Raw genomic sequence first — 23971 nt, forward strand, 5'->3', positions numbered from 1 at the left:
AGCCCCGGACAGTGTCCGGGGCTTTTGTTTTTCAGTGTTGTCTGTTTTTTCTCTGTCTTGTCATCGCTTCATCAGGCTCTGTTATCAGGCCTGTGTTGTCAGCAATCAGTTAAGTTGTTGCTAATTCTTCGCGTTCGTTCTAATCTGCGTGCCCCTTTTTGCATTCGCGCTGCAACAAGGGACTGGTTTTGTCATTTTGCTGAAAAAAGCAGCGGTCAGTGCAGACTGAGTATCAACAGTTTCCGCTTCAGCTATGGTTATCAAATCTGCTGTGAGTCCACTGGCTTGCAGATCAAGCGCTGTAGGGGTCAATCCATGAAAAAAGCTGTGATTCTGGTATTGGACAGTTTTGGTGTCGGCAGTGCGCCGGACGCTGATAAATTTGGTGATAGCGGGGCCAATACCTTTGCCAGTATTGCCCGGGCTTTTGCCAATCAAAAAGGCCGGCAGTTGCAACTGCCAAACCTGGCGAGACTGGGTCTCGTTAAAGCCGCTTTTGCGGCCTCTTCTGAAATGGCTTGCGTGACTGACAATGAGCCCGCCGTTGGGGCCTATGGTTATGCCCGCGAGTTGTCGAGTGGCAAAGATACGCCAAGTGGCCATTGGGAAATCGCCGGCGTGCCTGTGTTGTTTGAATGGGGCTACTTCCTGAATAAACAACACAGCTTTCCGCCAGAACTGATCGACGAATTATGCCGCCGTACCGGCGTGCCCGGCATTCTGGGCAATTGTCATGCGTCTGGCACCGACATTCTGGTGCGCCTCGGTGACGAACATGTCCGCAGCGGGATGCCGATTTGTTACACCTCGGCCGACAGCGTGTTTCAGGTTGCTGCCCACGAAAGCCATTTTGGTCTGGAACGCTTGTATCAGTTCTGTGAAACTGCCCGCCAGTTGCTGGACGATTACAATATCGGCCGGGTGATTGCGCGGCCATTTTCAGGCGATGCGCCAAATAACTATGCCCGTACCGGTAACCGCCGTGATTATTCGGTATTACCACCAGCGCCGACAGTACTGGACAAACTGACCGCTGCCGGCGGCACTGTGGTCAGCATAGGTAAAATCGCTGACATCTACGCTCATCAGGGCATCAGTAAAGCAGTGAAGGCCAATGGCCTTGAGGCACTGGTGGACAAAACCATCAGCGAATATCAAGCCGCACCGGATAAAAGCCTGATCTTCACCAATCTGGTGGATTTTGACCAGAACTACGGCCACCGCAGGGATCCGATTGGCTATGGTGACGCGCTGGAGTATTTCGACAGCCGGCTGCCGGAACTGATGGCGATGCTGGAGCCAGACAGTCTGATGCTGCTGACCGCAGATCACGGTTGTGATCCAACCTGGATTGGCACCGAACACACCCGGGAATATGTGCCGGTATTGTGTTACGGCCCGCAAATCACCGCCGGCTCTTTGGGCGAGCGCGCCAGCTTTGCCGACATGGGCCAGACCTTTGCTGAGTATTTTGCATTGGATACCCTGGCGTATGGCCAGTCGTTCCTGACAGAACTCACCCGTACTCATTAAATAATCAGAGAATTAAGTTTATGACCACTCCACATATCCACGCCGCTGCTGGCGCTTTTGCTGAAACTGTGTTGATGCCGGGCGACCCGCTGCGCGCTAAACATATCGCCGATACCTTCCTGACTGACGTGCAGTGCATTAACACTGTGCGCAATATGTATGGCTTCACCGGTAAATATCAGGGCAAACCGGTCAGCGTGATGGGTTCAGGCATGGGCGTGCCGTCGATGTCAATTTATGCCACCGAGCTGGTGAAGTTTTATGGTGTAAAAAACATTATCCGGATCGGTTCTTGTGGCGGCTTGCCGCTGTCGGTCAAAGTGCGTGAAGTCGTAGTTGCTATGGGCGCCAGCACTGATTCTGCCGTGAACCGTAACCGTCTGCAGGGTATGGATTTTGCCGCGCTGGCAAGTTATGACCTGCTGGAGCGCGCAGTGGCTGCTGCCCGGGCGAAAAATATCGGCGTGAAAGTCGGTAATGTCTTTACGTCAGACCTGTTCTACAACCCAAGCGACACTCTGTTTGATACGTTGGAAAAATACGGCATTCTCGGCGTGGAAATGGAAGCGGCCGGTTTGTACGGCGTTGCTGCCGAGTATGGCATTAATGCGCTGGCGATCATGACGGTCTCAGACCATATCCGTACCGGTGAATCGTTAAGCCCGGATGAGCGTCAGACCAGCTTCAACGAAATGGTCGAAATCGCGCTGGCCTTGGTGTAACAGGAGAGTTCTGACATGTCTTTATCCGGCAATAAAAACTTTTATGTGTCCTGGGAAGCGTTCCACCGCGCGACCAAAGAACTGGCAAAAATGTGTCTGCACGGTAATTTTGACAGTATTGTCGCGGTCAGCCGCGGCGGTCTGGTGCCGGCAACTATCATCGCGCGCGAACTGAATATCCGCGTGCTGGACACCATTTGTGTTTCCAGTTATGACCATGATCAACAACGCTCGTTGCAGGTGCTGAAAGATGCCACGCTGCCAGATTCAGAGCGCTTGCTGGTGATTGACGATTTAGTTGATACCGGTGAAACCGCCCGCGCACTGCGTGAACGGTTTCCTAAAGCTTGTTTTGCTACTGTCTATGCTAAGCCACAAGGTAAAGCACTGGTCGACAAATACGTCACCGACATTGAGCAGGACACCTGGATCCATCTGCCTTGGGATATGGAGCTGGCCTACAGCGCGCCACTGGCGGAACAACCCCGGTAAGTAATTGTCTTTGAAATAAAAAAAGCAGCTTCGGCTGCTTTTTTATTTCTATGAACCGACAGTGCAACGGCGGCGTGAGAGCAATTGCCGCTGTTGATCAGCAAAAAAGACTTATTTTTTTTCGCCGGTGAGACTGAGCTTCACCCAAACCAGCCGGTGATCCGAGCTGGCGCCGCGGCTGGCGACTGCATCGTATAAGGCTTCACCTTTAACCGGCCAGAACACACCACTGCTGTGTACGGTAATACCTTGCTTTGACGGCAGCACATAATCAGCGCGCATCCGCCAGCCGGCGGTGTGGAATTTCGCCAGCGGATTATCCGGACTGTGCGCCGCGCCACCAGCGCTTTGCGGTACAGGTTCATGCTGGATTTTTGGGTGATAAACCAGGGCTTGAATGGCATCGCGATGCGCATCACCTTCATCTGGTGACGAGTTCTGATCCCCCATCACCACAAAAGGTGCATCTGTCTGATAACCGCCGCGACCACCTTTGTCGTCATAGATGTAGTCGGCTTTGCCAGATATATAGTCGACCCAGAACTTCACTTCGTCATGATTACGATGGCCATTGCGGTTTTCCGGGCCATCAAATACCGGTGGGGTCGGGTGACTGATTAATAAATGCAGCGGCTTTCCATCGACATTCAGCGGTAAATCCCAATGTGATTTACTGGATAAGCGCATCTGCTCCCAGGTGTCTTTACTGAACCAGGGGCTGCCATCTGCTTTAGTGGTGACTTTATGTCCCGGCAAATCTTTCCACTTAAAGTGCTGAAAGGTCCGTGCTTTTTCGGCATCAATCGGGAAACGTGATAGCACCAGCATGCCATATTGGCCCGGATAATGACCAAAACCCCAGGCGTCTTCGGCGCCTTCGGCTTTGCCATCATTATTCAAATCAAAACCGCTCGGCTGACCGGTATTGACCGTTTGGTAATAAAAGTAGGGATATTGCAGCGGTTGACCGCCATGCTGTGGTTTATGCAGATACTGCTGAATGAATTGCGTTACACCCTGCGCCGGGTCTGCAATGTAGTCAAATTCGTTTAACAGCAGAATATCCGGCCGCACCTGCTGCAGGATTGCTGCAATATTACGAATTTGTGCATTTTGGCCGTTGGCCAGTTCGCGTACCAGCACTTGTGGGCCCAGCGGGCTGCCTTTGGCAACATAGTTTTCGGATTCCATGCTGACATTAAAGGTGGCAATAGTCAGTTCAGTTGCATGCACGTGCAGACCTCCACAGAGCCCCAGTCCGGCCAACAGACTTGTGATTTGTGATTTCATCAGTAAAAACCCGGCGTAAAAAGACCAGACTAGCCTAACCAGATCTGGCACGTTATCCCAGAAGTTTCGGATTTAGATGGCTGGATAGCTGCAAATGTCGCCAAAATGCAGCGAAAATTTAAACAAACTTATTTAGGCTGCCTGCATATTTCTGGTCTGATATGTTACACTCGCATGACATCAGGCACCTTGACTGCAGATGTGCGGATAAGTTCCGCGTGCTGATATTAATATTTCATCAGCAAGAGCTTGTGTAAGAAAAACGTAATGTTACTGCGTTAAGCTTGCCACCCAAATTGGACATACAGTTTGGTTTATTTCAGGGTTTGACAATACCTACAACTACCAGGTGAAAAACGATATGAAAATCAGACATATTGCTATGGCAGTCGCCGTAGCCTTAGGTTCTAGCTATGCCAGCGCTGATACTTCTTCAGCAATCCGCGGTCGTATTTCGAATCCTGAAGGCGCCGCCGCCGCAGGAACCAAAGTCATCATTCTGCACGTGCCTTCAGGCACCAGCCGCACTGTCGTCACTAATGAATCCGGTAACTTTGTTGCTTCTGGTCTGCGCGTGGGTGGTCCATATAAAGTTACAGTTGACTCAGACACTTACAACGATGAAACCGTTAGTGACGTATTCTTGCAACTGGGCGATACTTACCAGTTAAACCGTCAGCTGCAGTCTGCTTCCGTTGAGCGTATTGCGGTTACCGGTGCTGCAATTGCAACTTCATCGAGTGGCGCTGCCAGTTATTTTGGTGCTGATCAGATTGAAAAATCACCAAGTCTGAATCGCGATATTAAAGATATGGTCCGGAATAATCCGCTGGCTGTTGTCTCTCCAGGTAACAACAACGAATTGTCTGTTGCGGGTATGAACCCACGTTTTAACAGTATCAATATCGATGGTATTGCTCAAAACGATGATTTCGGTCTGAACTCGAATGGTTACCCGACACAACGTCCACCAATTTCAATGGATGCAATTGATCAAATTTCCATCGAAACTTCGCCGTTTAATGCGAAAGCAAGTGGTTTTCAGGGTGCGTTAATTGATGCTGTAACCAAGTCTGGTACAAATGATACCGCTGGTTCAGTAATGTTTGAATTCATGAATGACAGCATGGCTGGTACCCCTTACAGCAAACTGACTAATCGTGAAGTTCCACTGGATTACAATTCGAAGACTTTCGGTGCGACGTTAGGTGGCGCCATTGTTGAAGATAAACTGTTTTTCTTCACCGCCGTTGAAAAGTTCGAAAACAAAACACTGCCAATTTGGGGACCAAAAGGTTCAGGCTCATCGAATGAAGCTTTCGCAACTCAAGCTTCCTATGACGAAGTTATTCGTATTGCCAAAGAAGTTTATGGACAGGATGCTGGTTCATGGGACTTTACTCCGATTGAAGATGACGAAAAGCTGCTGATCAAATTAGATTGGAATATGAACGATATGCATCGTTCAGCTCTGACTTATCAGTACAACAAAGGCAACAAAACCGAAAACACGACCACAAGCCGCAACTTACTGCGGATGTCGTCAAACTGGTATAACAAAGAAGAAACGCTGAATAACTTCGCATACAAACTGTATTCTGATTGGAATTCTGATTTCTCTACCCAATTAAGTGCGACTTATATGCAGGTCGACACGGTTCAGGCTTCACTGAACAGTGCAATTGGCGACGTCACTATCAAGACTATTCCAGGTGCAACCCGTAATACCGAAGGCAACATTGGTATTGGCTCTGATACGTCGCGCCATTCAAATGATTTACGTAAAAAGATTTTGATTTTAGCTGCGGATGGCGACTACCTGCTGGATGAACATCACCTGACATTTGGTTATCAGCTGAAACGTTCAGACATCTACAACCTGTTTTTACAAAACACTAAAGGTTCGTATGAGTTTGCCAGCCTTGCTGATTTTGCTGCACGTCGCGCCAAAGTTAACTATCGCAATACCTTCAGTGGCGACCCGTCAGATGCAGCTGCTAGCTTCGTTCGTGACGAGCATGCGCTGTATCTGCAGGACGAATGGGCAGTCAGTGATGAATTGACGCTGGATCTCGGCGTTCGATATGAGCGTTTGTCGTCTAATGATGTACCTGCATTAAACACTGCGTTTGTTAAGCGTAACGGTCTGGAAAATACCGAGAACCTGGACGGGATCGATATTCTGTTACCTCGTTTTGGCTTTACTTACAATGCAACAGTTGACCTGACTCTGCGCGGCGGTGTCGGCCGGTTCTCTGGCGGTCAGCCAACGGTTTGGGTATCTAACAGTTATTCAAACACTGGTGTTGGTGTAGGTGATACAGGTTCACTGTCCAGCTCACCTGTTTATAGCAATGTTGATTTATCTCGTGTACCGCAGGCTTTAATAGATGCTGTATCAGGTCGGGCTTTATCAGCCGATGTGAACTTCGTCGATCCAAACTACGAGCTTCCATCTGATTGGCGTGCACAACTGGCTGCCGATTATATTTTCGAAATTCCAGGCATTGGTGAAGACTTCCAATGGTCGACTGAATATATGTTTATGCGTAAACAGGACGATTCATACTGGAAAGACATAGCACTGGATGTTCCAGGTCGCAAGACTGGTACTATCCTGAACGGCTTGATGAATGTTTACAGCTCAAACAGTGCTTTACGTCGCGATATCATGCTGACGAATACAGATCTGGAAGCTGAGTCTAAGATCCTGAGCACCACATTGAGCAAAGAGTGGGAAAGTGGTATTCGCTCTACCTTCTCTTATACAAATCAAGATGTTGAAGATGTACACGTAAGTACTAGTTCGACTGCTAGCAGCAACTTCGGTAATAACATCGTTGTTAATCGTAACGATGCAATCTTAGGTCGCTCAACATTCGAAACAAAACACCGATTTGTGTTGAGTCTGGATTATTCGGCTGAATTTATCAGCGGATACCCAACGAATTTCAATATGTTCTTTGAGCGTCGTTCAGGCCGTCCGGTTACCTATATCATGAATAACCTTGATATGGACGACCAGTCTGGCAATGGCGGCACCAACGGTCCATTGCGTAACCCGGGTGATTTCCTGAGTCCATTAACTACGAACTCAGCTTTCCTGGCATATATCCCGACGTCTGAAAACGACCCGGCTATCCGCTTTTTCAGTGCTCAGGACAAAACCTTGTTTATGGAGCGCGTTAAAGCCCTTGGTTTAGACCGTTATGCTGGTGGTTTTGCTCCGAAAGGCGCTGGTGATTCACCATGGGTAAGTTCAATGGACGTAAGTATCCGTCAGGAATTGCCAGGTTTCACTGAAGGTGATAGCGGAACATTCTATGTGACTATTACTAACTTCCTGAACTTGTTAAACGATGATTGGGGTCAGGTATACGGCACTCGTTTTGGTTCTATCAACCTGATGGATGCTTCATACGATCCAAACACGAAACAACTGGTTTATCGTGCACCGGACATCAATACGACACCGAACGTACATTACTCTGAGTTCTTTGCTCCTGAGTCAACGTACCGTATCAAAGTTGGTGTAAGTTACCGGTTCTGATTTCAGATTGTTGGTAATAGCAGGACGCTGGCTCAAGTAGCCAGCGTCCTTTTTGTTTTAATGACCTTGTCAGAGCGATAGGATATTTTCAGTCTGAACTGTTAAAACAGAGCTGATCGTTAATAATACTGCTACCTGACTATTCGAAGAAGTTCACCGTGGCCAAACCTACCATCATCGCTATCGCCGGCGCTTCAGCGTCTGGCAAAAGTTTATTTGCTTCCACCGTCTATCAGGAATTGGTGGCAGAATTTGGCGGAGAACGTATCTCCGTGTTGGCAGAGGATGCTTATTACCGGAATCAGGATCATCTGTCGATGGACCAGCGCGTGCTGACCAACTATGACCATCCTGCAGCTTTTGAACACGAATTGCTGGCGCAGCATTTACAGCAGCTACGCGACGGCAGTGCGGTGGAAATGCCGCAATATTGTTATAAAACTCATACCCGTAAAACCGAGACGATTAAAGTGCAACCAGCCAAAGTGGTGCTGGTCGAAGGCATTTTATTGCTGACCGATGCACGCCTGCGTGAGCAGTTTAATATCACAGTATTTATGGATACGCCGCTGGATATCTGTTTGCTGCGCCGGATCAAACGCGATGTGGAAGACCGTGGTCGTACTATCAGTTCCATCACAGAACAATATGAAAACTACGTGCGGCCGGCTTTTTTTGAATTCATTGCGCCGTCTAAGCAATATGCTGATATCGTGGTGACCCGCGGGGGTAAAAACCAGATTGCGATTGATATTCTGAAAACAAAAATCCGCGCCTTGCTTGCCAATTAAGCGAGCGTCACATGGTAAGTAAATCCCGCTAAGGCGGGATTTGTTGTTTTTAGTGATTGTCGTTGATTATCTTTGAACTGGTAGCGAACAAGCAGGGATATTCTGTCTTTTATTTGTTTGCATTGCTGTTAAATTAGTCTCTTTTCAACTGCAAGTATTCTGCTATATAATCGACCGGCAAAACTTCAAGTTCAGACAACCCCATAAGAGCAATTCCAAGCCAGAGCACTCAGCTCCGGCTCCCGCTTTGAAACTGTAACTACTTGATCTTTTGATGCTATCCTAGGATTTCAGCATCACAAGAACAATAATTCCGCAGTGCTGTAGCGGACCTAAAATCCAAGGAAAATCAATATGATGAGTTTAGTTGGCATCGCTGCCATCTTATTAATCGCTTATCTTTGCTCGACCCACCGTCATGCCATTAAATGGCGCACAGTCGGTGGTGCTTTTGCAATACAGCTGGCGATTGGTGCTTTTGTGCTATATGTGCCGGCAGGCAAAGATGTGTTGATCAGTGTGTCCAACGCGGTTGGTGCGGTGATTGGTTATGCCAACGAAGGCATTTTATTTTTATTCGGTGATGCCGGTGCGAAAAAATATGGTTTTGTGTTTGCCATTCACGTGCTGACCGTCATTATTTTCTTTTCATCGTTAATTGCGGTGCTGTATCACATCGGCGTGATGAAGGTTGTTATCGGCGTCATTGGTGGTGGCTTACAGAAACTGCTTGGTACCAGCCGGCCGGAATCGATGAGCGCGGCGGCGAATATTTTTGTTGGCCAGACCGAAGCACCACTGGTAGTGCGGCCGTTTATTCCGACCATGACCCGCTCTGAGTTATTTGCCGTGATGGTAGGCGGCCTGGCTTCTGTTGCCGGCTCGGTACTGGCGGGTTACGCCGGTATGGGTGTAGAGCTTAAGTATTTAATTGCGGCCAGTTTTATGGCAGCACCAGGTGGTCTGTTGATGGCAAAACTGTTGTTGCCGGAAACGGATACGCCGAAAAACGATTTAACCGAAATCAGTTCAAACGAAAACAATACCAACGTGATCGACGCCGCCGCATCAGGCGCAGCCAGCGGTTTGCAGCTGGCGCTGAATGTTGGCGCAATGTTACTGGCTTTTGTTGGTCTGATTGCGCTGGTCAACGGTATCGTTGGCTGGGTCGGGGGGCTGGCTGGTTTTGAAGGTCTGACTCTGCAGCTGATATTTGGTTATCTGTTCCAGCCACTGGCGTTTATTCTGGGCGTCAACTGGGAAGAAGCACGTCTGGCCGGCAGTTTTATCGGTCAGAAACTGGTGATTAATGAATTTGTCGCTTACGTTGATTTTATGAAGCATGTGCAGGCCGGTGAATTGTCGGCGCATACGCAGATTATTGTCACGATAGCGCTGTGTGGCTTTGCGAATTTCTCGTCGATTGCCATTTTGCTGGGGGGTCTTGGCAGTATGGCGCCAAGTCGGCGCAGTGATATCGCAGAGCTGGGTTTAAAAGCACTGTTTGCCGCAACATTAGCGAACCTGATGAGTGCGGCAATTGCAGGCTTTTTCTTCTCGTTAAGTTAAAAACAGGTCGATATTATGACTCAACAACAAGTCCCTACGTTGGACATCAGACGGTTTGCCACCGACAAAGACGCCTTTGTTGCCGAAATTGGCAAAGCCTACACTGAGTTTGGATTCTGTGGTATTAGTGGCCATGGCATTGCAGACGAAGTGGTTGGGGAAACCTACAAAGCAATTAAACAATTTTTTGCTTTACCGACTGAAGTAAAACAGCAGTACCATGTGCCGGGTCAAGGCGGCGCGCGGGGCTACACGGGATTTGGCGTTGAGAAAGCCAAAGACAGCAAGCATCCGGATTTAAAAGAGTTTTTCCATGTTGGCCGCGAGCTCAATGGTCCGGCGCAGCACGAATGCCTGTATCCGAATGTCTGGCCAAGCGAAGTGCCAGAGTTTAAGGCGGCGACGTATACACTGTATCAGGCGCTGGAAAACCTCGGTTGCCAGGTGCTGGAAGCTTTGGCGCTGTTCTTAAAGCAAGAACAACAATACTTCGCAGATAAAGTGAATTACGGCAACTCGATTTTACGGCCGATCCATTATCCGCCAATCCAGGATACATCGACGCAAAGTATTCGCGCCGGCCAACATGAAGATATTAACCTGATCACCTTACTGGTGGGTTCACACGAATCAGGTCTGGAAATTTTACGTCGCGACGGCAGCTGGCTGCCTGTGACGACCATTCCGGGCACTATCGTGGTCAATATCGGCGATATGCTGCAACGTCTGACTAACCATGTGCTACCGTCAACGACGCATCGCGTGGTGAATCCGGCTGGCGCTGCTGCAGGTCAGCCACGATATTCGATCCCGTTTTTCATGCACCCGAATCCGGACTTTGTTATCGAAACGCTGAGTTCTTGTGTCAGTGCTGAGAATCCGGACCGCTATCCGCAGCCGATTAATTCCAACGACTATTTATTACAACGTCTGGAAGAAATTGGTCTGCTGAAAAAAGCCAAGTATTGATTTTAGTTTTGATCTGAAAAACGGAGCCCGGGGCTCCGTTTTTTTATGCCGGCAGCACGACGTACCCGGCAATTAAAAGCGACAACGCAGGCGGTTCTGTTGCAGATTTCTGCAGGTTGCTGATGATTTGTGCAATCAAACCGCTTTTGCCAGATTTTTTGCATTCAGCAGTTGACGACTTTGTCAGTGGCGCATAATATGCACGGCGTCGGCGGCATATGCCTCGGTGGTGGAATTGGTAGACACACTAGCTTCAGGTGTTAGCGCTTCGCGGCGTGGGGGTTCGAGTCCCCCCCTAGGCACCAAAGTCGCAGACAAATAAAGTCGTATTGCAAAATACGCAGAACACATGCCTCGGTGGTGGAATTGGTAGACACACTAGCTTCAGGTGTTAGCGCTTCGCGGCGTGGGGGTTCGAGTCCCCCCCTAGGCACCAAATAATCCAGCTTAATGCTGGATTTTTTGTTTTCTACATCCATGTAGAAAATTGCTTCGCAACCAGCCTGCGGCTGTCAAAAATCGCTCCAGGCGATTTTTTGCATTTTACATCCCTGTAAAATGTCACTACGTGACCCTCCGGCCTGCACCAGAGGCGCAGGCGTTCAGCCGGCAGCAAGCCAAACTATTGGCTTGCTGAAAGACCGGCTTCACCCAATGGCGGTCCAAAAAACGGTAGGATTGCCGTGTTGCACAGCTTTAGCTGCCGTCAGGCGAGCGACATGGATGTTGCGAGTGAAAACGTTCCGGACGTTTTTGTGTTTTTGGCGTTCGCCAAAAATCCCTGCGGGACCGGCGTTCCGCCGTCCAAAACCGCCTCCTAGCGGTTTTGTGTTTTCTACATCCCTGTAAAAAATTGCTTCGCAACCAGCCTTCGCCAGAGGCTCTGGTGTTCAACCGGAATCTCGCCTGATTACTTTCTGTCTTGTTGTTGTCATCTGGATCGCTGACACTGGGAGCTGACCAGTGCCCGGAGTGATTATGTCGGTTCAAACCATTTACCTGTTGCGTCATACCAAAGCAGAAGACCGATCGGTGTTGCGGCCCGATGTCGACCGGTGTCTGGTGGAAAAAGGCCGGCAGCAGGCGATGCGGATCGGCAATTTTGTCCGCCGCCAGCAGTTACAGCCGGATCTGGTGCTGACCAGTCCTTATCCCCGTGCTTTACAAACTGCGATGCTGGTTTGCGCCAGTGCCGATGTGCAAACCGAAGTTCAGGAAACTTTGTGGTTATCGCATGGCACCGCGGCGAAAATACAGCTGGAACAAATTGAACAGGCACGGGCAGACTGGCCGGCTAAGTTGCTATTAGTCGGGCACGAACCTGAGTTATCCCAGTTGTTGGCGCTGATGCTGGACTGCAGTGCAAACCGCTTGTCGATTAAAAAGGGCACGCTGGTGGCTGTGCAATACGACGCGCAGGCGGGCTGGCGTTTATTATGGTCATTGCCTTGCCAGCTGATGCGTTGATCAACCGACGCTTTGCGTTACGTTAAGTTGCCAGAGTTTGCCAGTCCTGTGGTCGTCTTTTCATCCCTTCTTTGCCCTGCTGGTCACAAATATTGGTCATAAACGGGTCACAAAGCACTAAGCTGAAGTATTGCTTGCCTGAAATCCCACGGGCGACAACTTCAGCTGTGGTGGAGGTGTGTGATGTGGCGAATAGTTTTAATCCTGTTGATTGCGGCATTAACCGGTTGTCAGCAAACGCCAAGCAGCCAAATGCTGCGTTCCGCCGACGATCTATTACAAGATCAGGCATTTATGCCGGTTGATACACCTATCGAAACACGTGAACAGATTTTTAAACTGCCGGAAGATTTAGTGCTGAAGGCGCGACAGGAAGTCCTTGCTTACAGCGACCCGCGGGAACGTAGCCTGGCGTTATTGAAGTTTATTTTTCGTGAGCAGACCGACCCTTTGCAATACGTCAATAATGCCACACTCACGGCATTAGAAACCTATGAACAACGCGAAGCGAATTGCCTGTCACTGACTATCTTGTCTTATAGTCTGGCACGATCGCTGGGGTTTCGCGTACAGTTTCAGGATGTGCAAATCCCTGAATACTGGATCACCCGCAATGGCACCAGTGTGCTGAATGGCCATGTCAATCTGATAGTCACGCCACCTTATCTGCAAACGCTGGCCAAAACCTTTATTTCGGCTGATCACAATTTCCTGATTGATTTTGAACGGGCAGGCGGCTCACGCGAGCGCCTGCCGGTGCGCAAAATTCGCGAAGCGGATATCGTGGCGTTGTTTTACAACAATAAAGCTGCAGATGCGATGCTGACGCAGCAGTTTGATTTAGCTTATCGGTATTTACAGGAAGCAGCTGCTGTGGCGCCTGCCGTCGCAGCTACCTGGAATAATCTGGCTGTATTGTATCGTCAGCGCAGTATGCCCGAAGCCGCCGAACTGGCCTATTTACAAAGTCTGGCACTTGAACCGGAACATCCAAATACCATGGCCAATCTGGCGATTTTATATGACTTGCTGGGCCGTCATGATGAAGCGATGCGGCTCAGTGATAAAGTGCAGCAAACACGACTGCGTAATCCGTATTATTTTGTGATGCAGGGCAATGAAGCACTGAGTCAACAGCGGTTTAACGATGCAGAAATCGCTTTTCACCGCAGTATCCGTTTAGAACCAAAAATGCCGGAGGCGTTGTTTGGTCTGGCGCGTGTGGCTATTCTGCAGCATGACTATGCTGCGGCGTCAGGCTATTTGCAGCGCGCGCGGCTGCATGCAGCTCCGGGTGCCGATCGCCGTTTGTATGACCACAAAATTGAGATGTTAAATGCAGTGGCGCAAGCTGATTAAACAGCAGCTTGTGCGCATCGGCTTGCTGCTGTCGCTCTGCGTTATGCTGCCGTTGGCGTCAGCCAACAATAGCGCGCATAGCGACACCAGCTGGATGCAGGCCTGGCAGGATCTGCAGCAGTTGTCAGCAGACGACATGGCTGGCCGCGCGACTGGCACGGCCGGCAATCAGGCGGCGCGTCTATATCTGCAGGCGCGTTTTACTGAGTTACAGCTGCAAGCGCCGGGCGACAGTTATTTTCAACCCTTTGTGTTTAAAGAAGGCTTTAGCCAACGCCAGGGCGTCAATGTACTGGGTCTGCGGCGCGGCTGTGTGCATCCCGATCGCTATATCGTCGTCACGGCCCATTACGATCATCTGAAACCCCGCGGCAAAAAGATCTTTAATGGCGCTGATGACAATGCATCCGGTGTCGCTGGCTTGCTGTATCTGGCAGCGCAGACAATGACGCAGTGTCCGGCCTATTCGTATTGGTTTGTGGCGACCGACGCCGAAGAGCTGGGGCTGGATGGCGCTAAAGCGTTTCTGGCGGCGCCGCCGGTGCCGCGCGAGCAACTGCTGCTGAATATCAATCTGGATATGATTAGCCGCGGTGAAATGAATCAGCGTTTGTATCTGGCCGGTAAAAAACAATTACCACAGCTGAATACGTTCGCTGCCGCCGCAAAAACGCCGTTAAAACTGACGCTGGCGCATGACGGCCGGCAGTCACGGCTCGGCCGCCACAGCAACGCCGCCGTTGATTGGGCCAATGCCAGTGACCATGCGGTGTTTCGTAAGGCCGGGATGCCGTATTTGTATTTTGGTGTCGACGTGCATCCGCAATACCATACGCCACAAGATGACTGGCAACGGATTGATCCGGGGTATTTCCGTGCTGCGCTTGAATTGATTGAGCAAAGCCGGCGCTGGGCCGACGCATTACCTTTGGCTGAACTGGCTGCGGCTCAGAAATCCAACGTTAACTGAGGCGCCGGTGCAGTTTTAGACGGGCGGCGTTCTGGCGGCCGTTTGCGGCTTGCATGGCGTTCCCGCACAACTTCGCGGCCTTGTTGCCAGACTTGTTTGTCATATTGGCTGTGCCATTGCGTCAGCCGGCTGCGCGCCAGCCGGGTCGCCTGAACTAAATCGACGATAGGTAAGGGATAGTCGCGCCCCGGCACCCATTGATAGTGTCGTTGTAATGTTGCGGGCAATAACCAGGGCTGGTGCAACCAGTCATTCGGCAAGCGCGCCAGTTCCGGACACCACTGGCGGATAAAATGACCTTGTGGGTCTTTCGTCAGGCTTTGTTTCAGCGGGTTATACATCCGGTTCGGATTGATTGACGTGGTACCAGCCTGCATCTGGATTTGGGGATAGTGGATGCCGGGTTCGTAGTCGGTAAAGCAACGGGCCAGATGCAAGGCCACCGGGCGCCAGTCCAGCCACAGCTGGTAGCTGGCAAACGACACCAACATCGCCCGTGCCCGAAAATGCAGCCAGCCGGTTGCGACCAGACAACGCATCGCCGCATCGATCAGCGGATAACCGGTTTCACCGCGTTGCCAGGCCTGAAACAACGCCGGTTCAAACTGGTCACGCATCCCCTGATACAGCGGCTGCATTGGTGAAAATTCAATGCGCGGTTCATCTTCCAGTTTCTGCATAAAATGACAATGCCAGCGCAGCCGGCTGAAAAAGGCCGCCAGGGCCTGCTGTTGTCGCGGATCGGTTTGTTGTTTCATTTGCAGATAAGTGTGTTGCTGCAGCTGGCGCAGACTGAGCTGACCGGCGCTCAGATAAGGACTGAGCCTGGAACAACTCTGGCCGGCCCGCGCCGCAATTGAGATATCACGCTGATAATGTTTACTCCGAAACTGCCAGAACGAATCCAGTGTCGGTTGCAATGCATGCGCTTGCTGGATCTGCACGACCGGCGGTAATTCTCGGCGCTGCGGTGCCTGCCACAATGCCTCTTGCCACGGGGCCGCAGTCAAAAAGGGCAACGCATTCGGAGTGGCAACATAGGGACTACGTAAAAACGCATCGGCCTGCTCAAACCATTGATCGCGATGCTGCAGACGCCGTTTAACCGCATGCTGACTATATTGCTGCCAAGGCAACCCAAGTTCCCGCAGCAGTTTGCCGACCGCTTCGTCACGCTGATAAGTCCACAGATTGCCGGTTTCCTGATGACTGACCACTTGTTGCAGCGGGAATTCCCGGCACAGCTCGCGCAGCACCCGCGTGGCTGGCCCGCGTCGCACCAGCAAAGGTTGGCCCAGTTGGCTCAGCTGCTGATGTAAGCCATAGACGGCATCGCGCACAAATTGCCATTGGCGCACCGAAGTGTCAGGTTGCTGCCAATAATCCGGTTCAATAATGTAAAGCGGTAAAACCGCGCCTTGCTGCAGCGCGCGTACCAAAGGTTCATGATCGTCAATCCGCAGATCACGTTTAAACCAGACCAGCGTCAGCATGGTTCAGAGTTCCGGCAGTTGCTGCAGCTGTTGCAAATACTGTTGCCAGGTCCAGGCCTGGGGCGCCGGCCAGCCTGGTTGTGCATAAGGCTGATGACGATGTGTACCGTCAGCCGTTTTGCCGAGCAGCAAGCTGGTAAAGCTGGCCGCCTCGTCATATTCCAGCGCCTGTTTCAGCGCATTAAAACTGCGCGGGGCTGAATATAATGCGCCGGCAATATAAGCCCAGTTGCCCCAGTTACTGGCCACATCGTAATCCAGTAGTTGTTGTTCAAACCAGGCAGCGCCGAGGCGCCAGTCACAGCCGAGCTGAAACATCAGATAACTGGCGACATTCTGCCGGCCACGGTTTGACATCCAGCCGGTTTGTGCCAGCAGCCGCATATTGGCATCAATAAACGGCAAACCGGTCTCACCACGGCACCAACGCTCGAAACCTTCGCCGGCGACTGCGGGCTGTCCCGGCACCAGATGTAAACCGAGCCCCTGATGGCGAAAACACGCCAACGGATGTTTACGTTGCAGATGGCGGAAATATTCCCGCCATAGCAGTTCAAACCGCAACCAGTAACTGGATTCACTCTGACCAAATTTCTGTTCATATTGCACAATCAGCTGCCATGCCAGCCGCACCGACAGCGTACCCCTGCTTAGTGGGATTGACAGGAAACTGGCAAATTCGCTGCCGATCAGCGCATTACGGCTGAGCTTGTAATGCGATAAATGCAGCTGCAGATATTGTTCAAAATGCGCGATTGCCGCAGTTTCGGTCTGCGCCTGCCAGTCACTGATCCCCGCGTTCAGCTGAGCGGCCAGCGCAGGCGCCACTATTGCCGGTGGCGCTGCAGGCATCGGCGGAAGATCTGATAAAGCGATAGCGGTGGCTACATTCAGAATGCCGTTTAACTGCGACACCGCCACTGGCTGCTGCTGTGGCGGGCTGACGTTCAGCAAAGGTTCCCGTTGCTGGCGAAATGCTGTAAAGCTGCGCGGTAACGTGGCAAGGTCCGGTCTTAATTCGTCAGCCAACAGTGAATTCAGATCCAGATATTGCATCGGCAAACCGGTGCCCCAGCGATATTCATCGATGGCGGTTGGTTCTGCTGCAGCTACCCGGTTTATCTGATACTGAGCGCAGAGCTGGCGTAGCACAGTGGCCGGCTTACCATGGCGCAATAACAACGGGATCCCAAGACTGGCCAGTCGCTGCTGAAATTCAGTCATCAGACCCAGTTGTTGTTGCAAACGGCGTGGGCTGGCCCGCTCATTGCGGTAGGCTGCAGCGGGCAAAATACACACCAGCAGACCAACATCACGTGTTTCCGGCAGGCTTAGCAGGGCGTTGTCGTCGAGCCGCAACAGGTCATTACATAACAACAGCCAACGGGTCATAGTTGCTCCAGATGGATCAAAAGGTCGGCAGCCTTGTCGCGCAGTGCCTGCTGCACGTCCGGACTTTTACGGCGCCATTGCTGATAAGTCAGTTGCATCCGGGCATTACCGCCGAGTTTGTCACTGTTACGGGCGATAAAGTCCCAATACAACGCATTAAATGGACAAGCCGTCGGGCCGGTGCTTTGTTTCACATCGTAGTGACAGTGCTGGCAGTAGTTGCTCATCTTGGCGATGTAGTTGCCGCTGGCGACATAAGGTTTCGACGCCAGCACACCACCGTCAGCAAATAACGCCATGCCGAGCGTATTTGGCAGTTCGACCCATTCGTACGCATCGGCATATACCGCCAGATACCATTGGGTCACTTCGTCCACCGACAGGCCGGCCAGCAGCGCAAAGTTGCCGGTCAGCATCAGGCGCTGAATATGGTGCGAATAAGCATGCTTGATGGTGTGCTGGATCGCCTGCGACATGCAGTTCATTTTGGTGTCGGCATGCCAATACCAGCCCGGCAAGGGCCGGTCGGCGGCGAAATAGTTTAACTCGCGGTACTCGGGCATTTTCAGCCAGTACAAACCGCGCACATATTCACGCCAACCGATGATCTGGCGGATAAAGCCTTCAGCAGCGGCCAGCGGCACCGCGCCGGCTTTCCATGCCTGTTCAACCTGCAGACAAACCCAGCGCGCGTCAAGCAAGCCGCAATTCAGATACATGCCGGCCAGACTATGAAATAAAAAGGCTTCGTCCTGGCGCATCGCATCCTGATATTTCCCAAACAGTGGCAGACGATGTTGCACAAAGTGTAAAAAAGCTGCTCTGGCGTCCTTGCCAGTGACAGCAAAACAAAAGCGCTCCGCCTGACCCATATGGCCGGCAAATTGCTGCTGCACCATCCGGATCACGTCAAGGGTGATCGCATCTGGCGCAAATTCTGGCGCCTGTGGTAACTTTAAATCGGGGGGGCAGGGCAACCGGTTCTCTGCATCAAAATTCCATTGACCGCCGACCGGGCCGGTTGCATCCATCAACAGGCCGGTATAACGACGCATTTCCCGGTAAAAATATTCCATCCGAAAACTCTGCCGGCCGTCCGCCCAGCGCCGGAACATGGCGTGGCTGCAGATAAACCGGTCGTCTTCGACTATTTCAACCGGCAGACCCAGTTGTTGTTGCCAGCTTTGCGTCTCAGCCGCCAGCCGGTGTTCAGCCAGTTCCGTCAGTCGGACGCTGTCGATGCCGCTCTGTTGCGCCAGCACCAGGCGGACAGCGGCCAGCAGGGAAGGTACTTGTTGTTCGTAGTTGAAATAATGCACCTGATGTCCCTGCGCCTGCAGGGTGGCGGCAAAGTGACGCATTGCACTGAAGAGCAGTACCAGTTTCAGCTGATGGTGCGGCGCGTAATGGGCTTCAGTCTGCACTTCGGCCATCACGATCTGGTCGCCGGGTTGCAGCGCGCGTAGTGAACTGAGCGCCGGGCTCAGCTGATCAGCGGTCAGCAGAATCAACGCCGGCATCAGTAGGAATTCATTGATTTGTATAACATTTGGGGAAATTCATCGCAAAATCAGCACCTAAAGGTGTCTACGCGATAAGTTCGGTGCTGGATCAATGGATCGGCATGACAGAACAATTTACAACGCTGGTACTTTTCGTTAGTTTAGTTTTTCAGCGAACCGGATTTTGAGGGTGTTGTGGATCCACTGGAACAAATTTTACTGGACGTCTCTGCATCGCCGCTGATTGACCTCGGGGCCTGGGATCAAGCCAGTCAGTTAATTTTACAAAGCGTCCAAAACGGCTTGCAGGTGCAGCGCGTCAGTTTGTGGCTGTATGACCAGGATGATCACAGCATGGTGTGCCAACTGTTATTGGATGGCCATGCGGTGGCGACGGAGCCTTTGCGATTACACGCCAGCCAGTTTCCGGCCTATTTTCAGGCGCTGCGCCGCGAGCGCGCAATTGTCGCACATGATGCCCGTCATGACCCTAATACCGCTGAGTTTCTGGAGCCTTATTTGCGGTCGCACCAGATTTTTTCGATGCTGGATTTACCAGTGCGCCATCTTGGCAAAATGATCGGCATTATTTGTTGTGAGCACACCGGGCAACCGCGCTACTGGCAGGATAATGAGGTCCGTTTTGCCGCCGCGCTGGCTGATCAGGTCGGACGCGCGCTGAATGCCGACCGTTTTCTCAGTGCACAAAGCCAGCTGGAGCAACTGAATCTGCAGCTGGAACAACGGGTCGAGCTGCGTAGTCAGCAACTGGCTGATTCAGATGAAATTGTCCGGCGAGCGCATCAGCAGATGGCCGCACAGGCCCGGCTGGCGACTTTGGGTGGGATCGTCGCTGGCGTCGCGCATGAAGTGAATTCACCGCTTGGTGTGGCGCTGACCGCCAATTCCTTGCTGGAACAGCGGCTGCAGGATTTTATCCACGGCATGCGTCAGCGTACGATCAGCGCCGCGCAGGCGATGCAGGTGCTGGAGCAAATGCATGAGAGTTCGTTATTAGTGACGGCAAATTTGCAACGGGCGCAGCGCCTGATGGAGCAATTCAAAGACACCGCCGCTCATCAGACCCGGGTCGAATCCGCGCCGGTGGCGTTTCGTCAGCTGGTGGTGGATTTGCTCGCCAGCCTGACCCCGGCCACCCGACAGGTGCCGGTGTTTCCTGATGTGTATATTGATCCGAATCTGATGTTGATCACTGCCGCCGATGTCTGGTTACAAATTCTGACCAATCTGGTGATCAACAGTTGCCTGCATGCATTTACCGACACAGCGCATCCGTCAATCAGTATCAGTGCCACGCTCAATGAGCAGCATGAGCTGAGTTTTGTCTATCGCGATAATGGCTGTGGCCTGACCCCGCAAGTGCGCCGGCAGATTTTTGAGCCGTTTTTTACCACAAAACCGCATCAGGGCGGCACCGGCCTTGGTATGTCGATCTTGCGCCAGCTGGTCGAGAAAAAACTTTGTGGTGAATTGCAGCTGCTGGACGGGCCGGGTTTTGGCCTGCAAATCAGCTGTCTGGCGTAACAAACTGGTCAGTCGCACAAATTTGTTATAGTGTCACATTTTGCCGGAAACGGCAGCATTGCTGATGTGGAGAATTTGCTATGCGTTGTCACACTGTTATTCCACTGCTGGCGGTATTCAGTATCCCAGTTATCGTCGCTGCGGCAGAGTCTGAGCAGAGCGGCTCGTTTGGGGCTCATGTACATGGCGAGGCGCAGCTGAGCTTTGCCACTGAGGCACAACAAGTCGAACTGCTATTAGAAAGCCCGGTCGCCAATTTAGTCGGTTTTGAACATGCACCTGGCAGCGCCGCAGAAAAAGCCGCCTGGCAGCAAAGCCAGACGTTGTTAAAAAGTGGTCAGTGGTTGCAATTGCCGGCTGCGGCGAAGTGTCAGTTGCAGCAACAGCAGTTGAATGAGCCCTGGCCGCAGTCGCCGGATCCACATCATCATGCCGATGTCGAATTGAGTTTAACTTACCAGTGCAGTACCCCTGCCGCGCTGACTGAGGTGCGGTTAGATTTGTTTCGCCATGCCGCCGATCTGCAGCAGATTGACGTGCAATGGGTAAGCGGGCAGCAACAGGGCGCAGCGACGCTGACGCCACAGCAACGCGAATTTCACTTAACACCGGCCAACTAAGGCGGTTAGCGGCATAAAAAAACACAGCATTTGCTGTGTTTTTTACGGAAGATCGTCACGAATTTATTCGTAAACGTATTCGCTGATCTTATTCACTTTCAGACTATAGGCCGAATTGGCCAGATCATGGCTCATCGTATCTGTGGTGAGAGTGCCTTCAATCCAGAATGGGTTATAAATCAAATCGGCTTTTAAGTTTTTCGCGCCGCTGACATACACAATCTGGTTCGGTGGTGGTGGTGGTACGTGGATACAAGCACCAAAATAGGGCACCAGGAAAAAAGCGGTGATGTTCTGGTCTGCATCGTATTCAATCGGCACGACAAATCCCGGAATTTTGACCAGACGACCATTCAGCTCGCCACGCACATTGGCTGAGGACATTACGTCAGCCCAGGCTTTCATTGATGGGTCATTGCTGGTATTGAGGTTTTTGTTGATGGCAGAGCCGGCGCCTTCGCCGCCTTCATGACTGACTTCCGGTAAGCCTTCCATTTTTTGTAAATCCGCGTCAGGCAACAGATCAGTCCATTCCAGTTCGATGACTTTGCTTTTATCGGCGGGCAGGACCCGCGCTGCTGGTGCTTGTTCTGCAGCTTTTGCTGTTTCAGCGGCCTGTAATGGCGCCGATGCGACCAATACCAGCCAGGATCCCACTAACAACGGTTTGAACATAAGCGCTTTTTCCCGACAATATGTTATAAAATCACGATTTATTGCATCATATCATTTTTCACAGGACAGCTTGTGGCCGCGGATCTGAATATTCCCGCAGTTGAACTCAAAAATCTGCGACATCAATGGCCGGGGCAGGCCTTCACGCTGGACATTCCGGCGTTGCAATTAGCCACCGGACAACACTTGTTTGTGCGGGGCGCCTCCGGCTCCGGTAAAACCACGTTATTAAACCTGTTATGCGGCGTGCTGACGCTGCAACAGGGTGAGATCTGGTTACAACAACAACGCCTGCAGCCCAACAAAGCGGCGGTACGGGACCATATCCGCGCCCGCGAGATCGGTGTGGTGTTTCAACAACTGAATCTGATCCCCTATTTATCGGTGCTGGATAACGTGGTACTGGGGCAGGCCTTTTCCGGCAAAGCCGCTGATGGAGCGCGAGCCCGGGATTTATTAACGGCGTTGCAGCTGCCAGACAATCTTTGGCAGGCGCCGGCGGCACAGCTCAGCGTCGGTCAGCAGCAACGGGTCGCGATTGCGCGGGCCTTGCTGGGCAAACCGACCTTGTTGATCGCCGACGAACCGACATCCGCATTAGACGCCGACAACCGCGATGCTTTTATGCGGGTGTTGTTGCAGGAAGCCAATGACGCCGGCAGTACGGTGATTTTTGTCAGTCATGATCAGGCGCTGGCGCAGTATTTTGGCTTTCAGCTTGATATGGATCGGTTACAGGACGGCGTGACGCCAGTAGTCGCGGAGGCATTATGCTGCTGAAACTGGCCCGACAGAGTTTATGGAGCCGGCGCGGCACGGCCTGGCTGACGTTGTTTTCACTGATTATATCGTTGAGTTTATTGCTTGGGATTGACCATCTGCGCCTCGAAGCCAAACGCAGTTTTACCAGCACAGTGGCGGGTACAGATCTGATTGTTGGTGCGCGCTCCGGTCAGCTCAATCTGTTGCTGTACACCGTGTTTCGCATTGGCAACGCGACCAATAACATCAGTTACGCCCATTTTGAACAAATCAGCCGCCATCCGCAGGTACGCTGGGCTATTCCGCTGGCGCTCGGCGATTCGCACCGTGGTTTTCGGGTGTTGGGCACCAACAATGACTATTTCCGCTATTTCCGCTACGGCGAACAGCAACCGCTGCGGCTCAGTAGCGGCCGTGAATTTACCTCTGTTTATGAAACTGTGCTCGGCGCTGATGTGGCGAAGAAGCTTGGTTATCAGCTGGGACAGGATATTGTGTTGTCGCACGGTGTGGGCAAAGTCAGTTTCAGTCAGCATAAGGACCAGCCATTTACTGTGGTCGGGATCCTGGCGCCAACAGGTACACCGGTTGATCAGTCCGTACACGTCAGTCTGACCGGCATTGAAGCCATTCATCAGGGCTGGCAAAACGGCGCACCTGCGATGCGAAAAGCCAAACAAACTCTGAGTGAAGCGGAGCTGGCGGCGCTGCAACCCAGCGTGCTGACCGGCGCTTTGCTTGGCTTAAAATCAAAAGTGGCGACTTTTGCTGTACAGCGCCAAATCAATGAATTTAAAGCCGAACCGCTGACTGCGATCCTGCCCGGCGCCGCGCTGGCGGAGCTGTGGCAAATGCTGGTGGTGGTTGAAAACCTGCTGCTGGTGATCACGGCGTTAGTGTTACTGGCGGCGCTGATTGGCCTGACGACCACTTTATTGGCGGCACAGCGGGAACGTGCGCGTGAACTGGCGATCCTTCGGGCCATTGGCGCCAGGCCTTGGCAATTATTTTTACTGATTGAACTGGAAGTGTTGATCCTGACGCTGTGCAGTATCGCCGGCGCCTTCCTGTTGCTGACCGGCAGTCTGGCGGCGTTGCAACCCTGGCTCAGCAGTGAATATGGTCTGGTGATTAGCCTGTTCGCCTGGCATCCGCATACCGCAGTTGGCCTCGGCATTGTCACAGGTCTGGCGTTGCTGCTGGGGGCAGTGCCCGCGATACAGGCATACCGGCAAAGTCTGAATCAGGGTTTACAGGTGCGATTATGACG

General features: G+C 51.9%; 19 protein-coding genes and 2 tRNA genes. 16 read left to right on the forward strand and 5 right to left on the reverse strand.

The window, feature by feature from the left end; all coding sequences use genetic code 11:
• The first annotated feature begins 315 nt into the window (after positions 1 to 315).
• The 3 genes from ATY27_RS10205 to gpt are packed head-to-tail and all read left to right on the forward strand — an operon-like array spanning position 316 to position 2747.
• The gene (locus tag ATY27_RS10205; protein WP_208930559.1) at positions 316 to 1533 is read left to right on the forward strand and encodes a phosphopentomutase; all 1218 of its coding nucleotides are present in this window, start codon (positions 316 to 318) and stop codon (positions 1531 to 1533) included.
• Between the two features lie 20 nt (positions 1534 to 1553).
• Complete coding sequence (deoD, locus tag ATY27_RS10210) at positions 1554 to 2255, forward strand: purine-nucleoside phosphorylase (RefSeq protein ID WP_208930560.1); 702 nt, start codon at positions 1554 to 1556, stop codon at positions 2253 to 2255.
• 15 nt (positions 2256 to 2270) lie between these two features.
• Complete coding sequence (gpt, locus tag ATY27_RS10215) at positions 2271 to 2747, forward strand: xanthine phosphoribosyltransferase (RefSeq protein WP_208930561.1); 477 nt, start codon at positions 2271 to 2273, stop codon at positions 2745 to 2747.
• Between the two features lie 111 nt (positions 2748 to 2858).
• Here the strand turns inward: gpt and ATY27_RS10220 are convergent, their stop codons facing one another.
• Positions 2859 to 4037 (reverse strand): endonuclease/exonuclease/phosphatase family protein, encoded by a 1179-nt coding sequence (locus tag ATY27_RS10220; RefSeq protein ID WP_208930562.1) that lies wholly within the window; start codon positions 4035 to 4037, stop codon positions 2859 to 2861.
• Positions 4038 to 4398: 361 nt separating this feature from the next.
• Between ATY27_RS10220 and ATY27_RS10225 the strand changes: the two genes are divergently transcribed.
• From ATY27_RS10225 to ATY27_RS10265, 9 genes are all read left to right on the forward strand, one after another.
• Positions 4399 to 7587, forward strand: coding sequence for a TonB-dependent receptor (locus tag ATY27_RS10225; protein ID WP_208930563.1), 3189 nt, complete (start codon positions 4399 to 4401; stop codon positions 7585 to 7587).
• A gap of 158 nt (positions 7588 to 7745) precedes the next feature.
• Complete coding sequence (gene udk / locus ATY27_RS10230; RefSeq protein WP_208930564.1) at positions 7746 to 8378, forward strand: uridine kinase; 633 nt, start codon at positions 7746 to 7748, stop codon at positions 8376 to 8378.
• A gap of 354 nt (positions 8379 to 8732) precedes the next feature.
• Positions 8733 to 9947, forward strand: a complete 1215-nt coding sequence (locus ATY27_RS10235; RefSeq protein WP_208930565.1) for a NupC/NupG family nucleoside CNT transporter — start codon at positions 8733 to 8735, stop codon at positions 9945 to 9947.
• Between the two features lie 15 nt (positions 9948 to 9962).
• Positions 9963 to 10916, forward strand: a complete 954-nt coding sequence (locus tag ATY27_RS10240; protein ID WP_208930566.1) for a 2-oxoglutarate and iron-dependent oxygenase domain-containing protein — start codon at positions 9963 to 9965, stop codon at positions 10914 to 10916.
• Between the two features lie 220 nt (positions 10917 to 11136).
• A tRNA-Leu gene (locus ATY27_RS10245) sits at positions 11137 to 11221 on the forward strand.
• Positions 11222 to 11267: 46 nt separating this feature from the next.
• Positions 11268 to 11352: transfer RNA gene (locus tag ATY27_RS10250), tRNA-Leu, on the forward strand.
• A 542-nt stretch (positions 11353 to 11894) separates the two neighbouring features.
• Positions 11895 to 12383 (forward strand): phosphohistidine phosphatase SixA, encoded by a 489-nt coding sequence (gene sixA / locus ATY27_RS10255; RefSeq protein WP_208930567.1) that lies wholly within the window; start codon positions 11895 to 11897, stop codon positions 12381 to 12383.
• Positions 12384 to 12566: 183 nt separating this feature from the next.
• Positions 12567 to 13742 carry a tetratricopeptide repeat protein gene (locus ATY27_RS10260; protein ID WP_208930568.1) on the forward strand — a complete coding sequence of 392 codons (1176 nt, stop codon included), beginning with the start codon at positions 12567 to 12569 and terminating at the stop codon, positions 13740 to 13742.
• Positions 13720 to 14712: a M28 family peptidase gene (locus tag ATY27_RS10265; protein ID WP_208930569.1), complete on the forward strand. Its 993-nt coding sequence runs from the start codon at positions 13720 to 13722 to the stop codon at positions 14710 to 14712. Before ATY27_RS10260 ends, ATY27_RS10265 begins: the two co-directional genes overlap by 23 nt.
• On the opposite strand, the gene ATY27_RS10270 is transcribed toward ATY27_RS10265, so the two are convergent.
• Genes ATY27_RS10270 through ATY27_RS10280 form a run of 3 tightly spaced genes read right to left on the reverse strand, consistent with a single transcriptional unit; the run spans position 14691 to position 19117 of the window.
• Entirely contained in the window at positions 14691 to 16205 is a 1515-nt protein-coding gene (locus tag ATY27_RS10270; protein ID WP_208930570.1) for an FAD-binding domain-containing protein, read from the reverse strand. The two genes, ATY27_RS10265 and ATY27_RS10270, sit on opposite strands and share 22 nt — an antisense overlap.
• A 3-nt stretch (positions 16206 to 16208) precedes the next feature.
• Positions 16209 to 17597, reverse strand: coding sequence for an FAD-binding domain-containing protein (locus ATY27_RS10275; protein WP_208930571.1), 1389 nt, complete (start codon positions 17595 to 17597; stop codon positions 16209 to 16211).
• Positions 17594 to 19117: a cryptochrome/photolyase family protein gene (locus ATY27_RS10280; RefSeq protein ID WP_208930572.1), complete on the reverse strand. Its 1524-nt coding sequence runs from the start codon at positions 19115 to 19117 to the stop codon at positions 17594 to 17596. Before ATY27_RS10280 ends, ATY27_RS10275 begins: the two co-directional genes overlap by 4 nt.
• 177 nt (positions 19118 to 19294) lie before the next feature.
• On the opposite strand from ATY27_RS10280, the gene ATY27_RS10285 reads away from it, so the two are divergent.
• Both ATY27_RS10285 and ATY27_RS10290 read left to right on the forward strand, forming a co-directional pair.
• Complete coding sequence (locus ATY27_RS10285; RefSeq protein WP_208930573.1) at positions 19295 to 20644, forward strand: GAF domain-containing protein; 1350 nt, start codon at positions 19295 to 19297, stop codon at positions 20642 to 20644.
• 80 nt (positions 20645 to 20724) lie between these two features.
• Complete coding sequence (locus tag ATY27_RS10290; protein WP_208930574.1) at positions 20725 to 21264, forward strand: DUF2796 domain-containing protein; 540 nt, start codon at positions 20725 to 20727, stop codon at positions 21262 to 21264.
• Positions 21265 to 21327: 63 nt separating this feature from the next.
• Here ATY27_RS10290 and ATY27_RS10295 read toward each other — a convergent pair whose 3' ends face one another.
• Entirely contained in the window at positions 21328 to 21939 is a 612-nt protein-coding gene (locus tag ATY27_RS10295) for a DUF3299 domain-containing protein (RefSeq protein ID WP_208930575.1), read from the reverse strand.
• 72 nt (positions 21940 to 22011) lie between these two features.
• On the opposite strand from ATY27_RS10295, the gene ATY27_RS10300 reads away from it, so the two are divergent.
• Both ATY27_RS10300 and ATY27_RS10305 read left to right on the forward strand, forming a co-directional pair.
• Positions 22012 to 22719, forward strand: coding sequence for an ATP-binding cassette domain-containing protein (locus ATY27_RS10300; RefSeq protein WP_208930576.1), 708 nt, complete (start codon positions 22012 to 22014; stop codon positions 22717 to 22719).
• Positions 22710 to 23969: an ABC transporter permease gene (locus ATY27_RS10305; RefSeq protein ID WP_208930577.1), complete on the forward strand. Its 1260-nt coding sequence runs from the start codon at positions 22710 to 22712 to the stop codon at positions 23967 to 23969. The genes ATY27_RS10300 and ATY27_RS10305 overlap by 10 nt, the downstream gene beginning before the upstream one ends.
• Positions 23970 to 23971 lie beyond the last annotated feature (2 nt).

This window comes from Rheinheimera sp. F8 (genome assembly GCF_001518915.1).

Bases quoted from the DNA above. Each gene is read 5' to 3' on its own strand.
- gpt (WP_208930561.1), top strand. From the start codon at position 2,271: ATGTCTTTATCCGGCAATAAAAACTTTTATGTGTCCTGGGAAGCGTTC.
- sixA (WP_208930567.1), top strand. From the start codon at position 11,895: ATGTCGGTTCAAACCATTTACCTGTTGCGTCATACCAAAGCAGAAGAC.
- ATY27_RS10260 (WP_208930568.1), top strand. From the start codon at position 12,567: ATGTGGCGAATAGTTTTAATCCTGTTGATTGCGGCATTAACCGGTTGT.
- ATY27_RS10220 (WP_208930562.1), bottom strand. From the start codon at position 4,037: ATGAAATCACAAATCACAAGTCTGTTGGCCGGACTGGGGCTCTGTGGA.
- ATY27_RS10225 (WP_208930563.1), top strand. From the start codon at position 4,399: ATGAAAATCAGACATATTGCTATGGCAGTCGCCGTAGCCTTAGGTTCT.
- ATY27_RS10235 (WP_208930565.1), top strand. From the start codon at position 8,733: ATGATGAGTTTAGTTGGCATCGCTGCCATCTTATTAATCGCTTATCTT.
- ATY27_RS10305 (WP_208930577.1), top strand. From the start codon at position 22,710: ATGCTGCTGAAACTGGCCCGACAGAGTTTATGGAGCCGGCGCGGCACG.
- ATY27_RS10280 (WP_208930572.1), bottom strand. From the start codon at position 19,117: ATGCCGGCGTTGATTCTGCTGACCGCTGATCAGCTGAGCCCGGCGCTC.
- ATY27_RS10290 (WP_208930574.1), top strand. From the start codon at position 20,725: ATGCGTTGTCACACTGTTATTCCACTGCTGGCGGTATTCAGTATCCCA.
- ATY27_RS10240 (WP_208930566.1), top strand. From the start codon at position 9,963: ATGACTCAACAACAAGTCCCTACGTTGGACATCAGACGGTTTGCCACC.
- ATY27_RS10205 (WP_208930559.1), top strand. From the start codon at position 316: ATGAAAAAAGCTGTGATTCTGGTATTGGACAGTTTTGGTGTCGGCAGT.
- ATY27_RS10270 (WP_208930570.1), bottom strand. From the start codon at position 16,205: ATGCTGACGCTGGTCTGGTTTAAACGTGATCTGCGGATTGACGATCAT.
- ATY27_RS10295 (WP_208930575.1), bottom strand. From the start codon at position 21,939: ATGTTCAAACCGTTGTTAGTGGGATCCTGGCTGGTATTGGTCGCATCG.
- deoD (WP_208930560.1), top strand. From the start codon at position 1,554: ATGACCACTCCACATATCCACGCCGCTGCTGGCGCTTTTGCTGAAACT.
- ATY27_RS10275 (WP_208930571.1), bottom strand. From the start codon at position 17,597: ATGACCCGTTGGCTGTTGTTATGTAATGACCTGTTGCGGCTCGACGAC.
- ATY27_RS10265 (WP_208930569.1), top strand. From the start codon at position 13,720: ATGCAGTGGCGCAAGCTGATTAAACAGCAGCTTGTGCGCATCGGCTTG.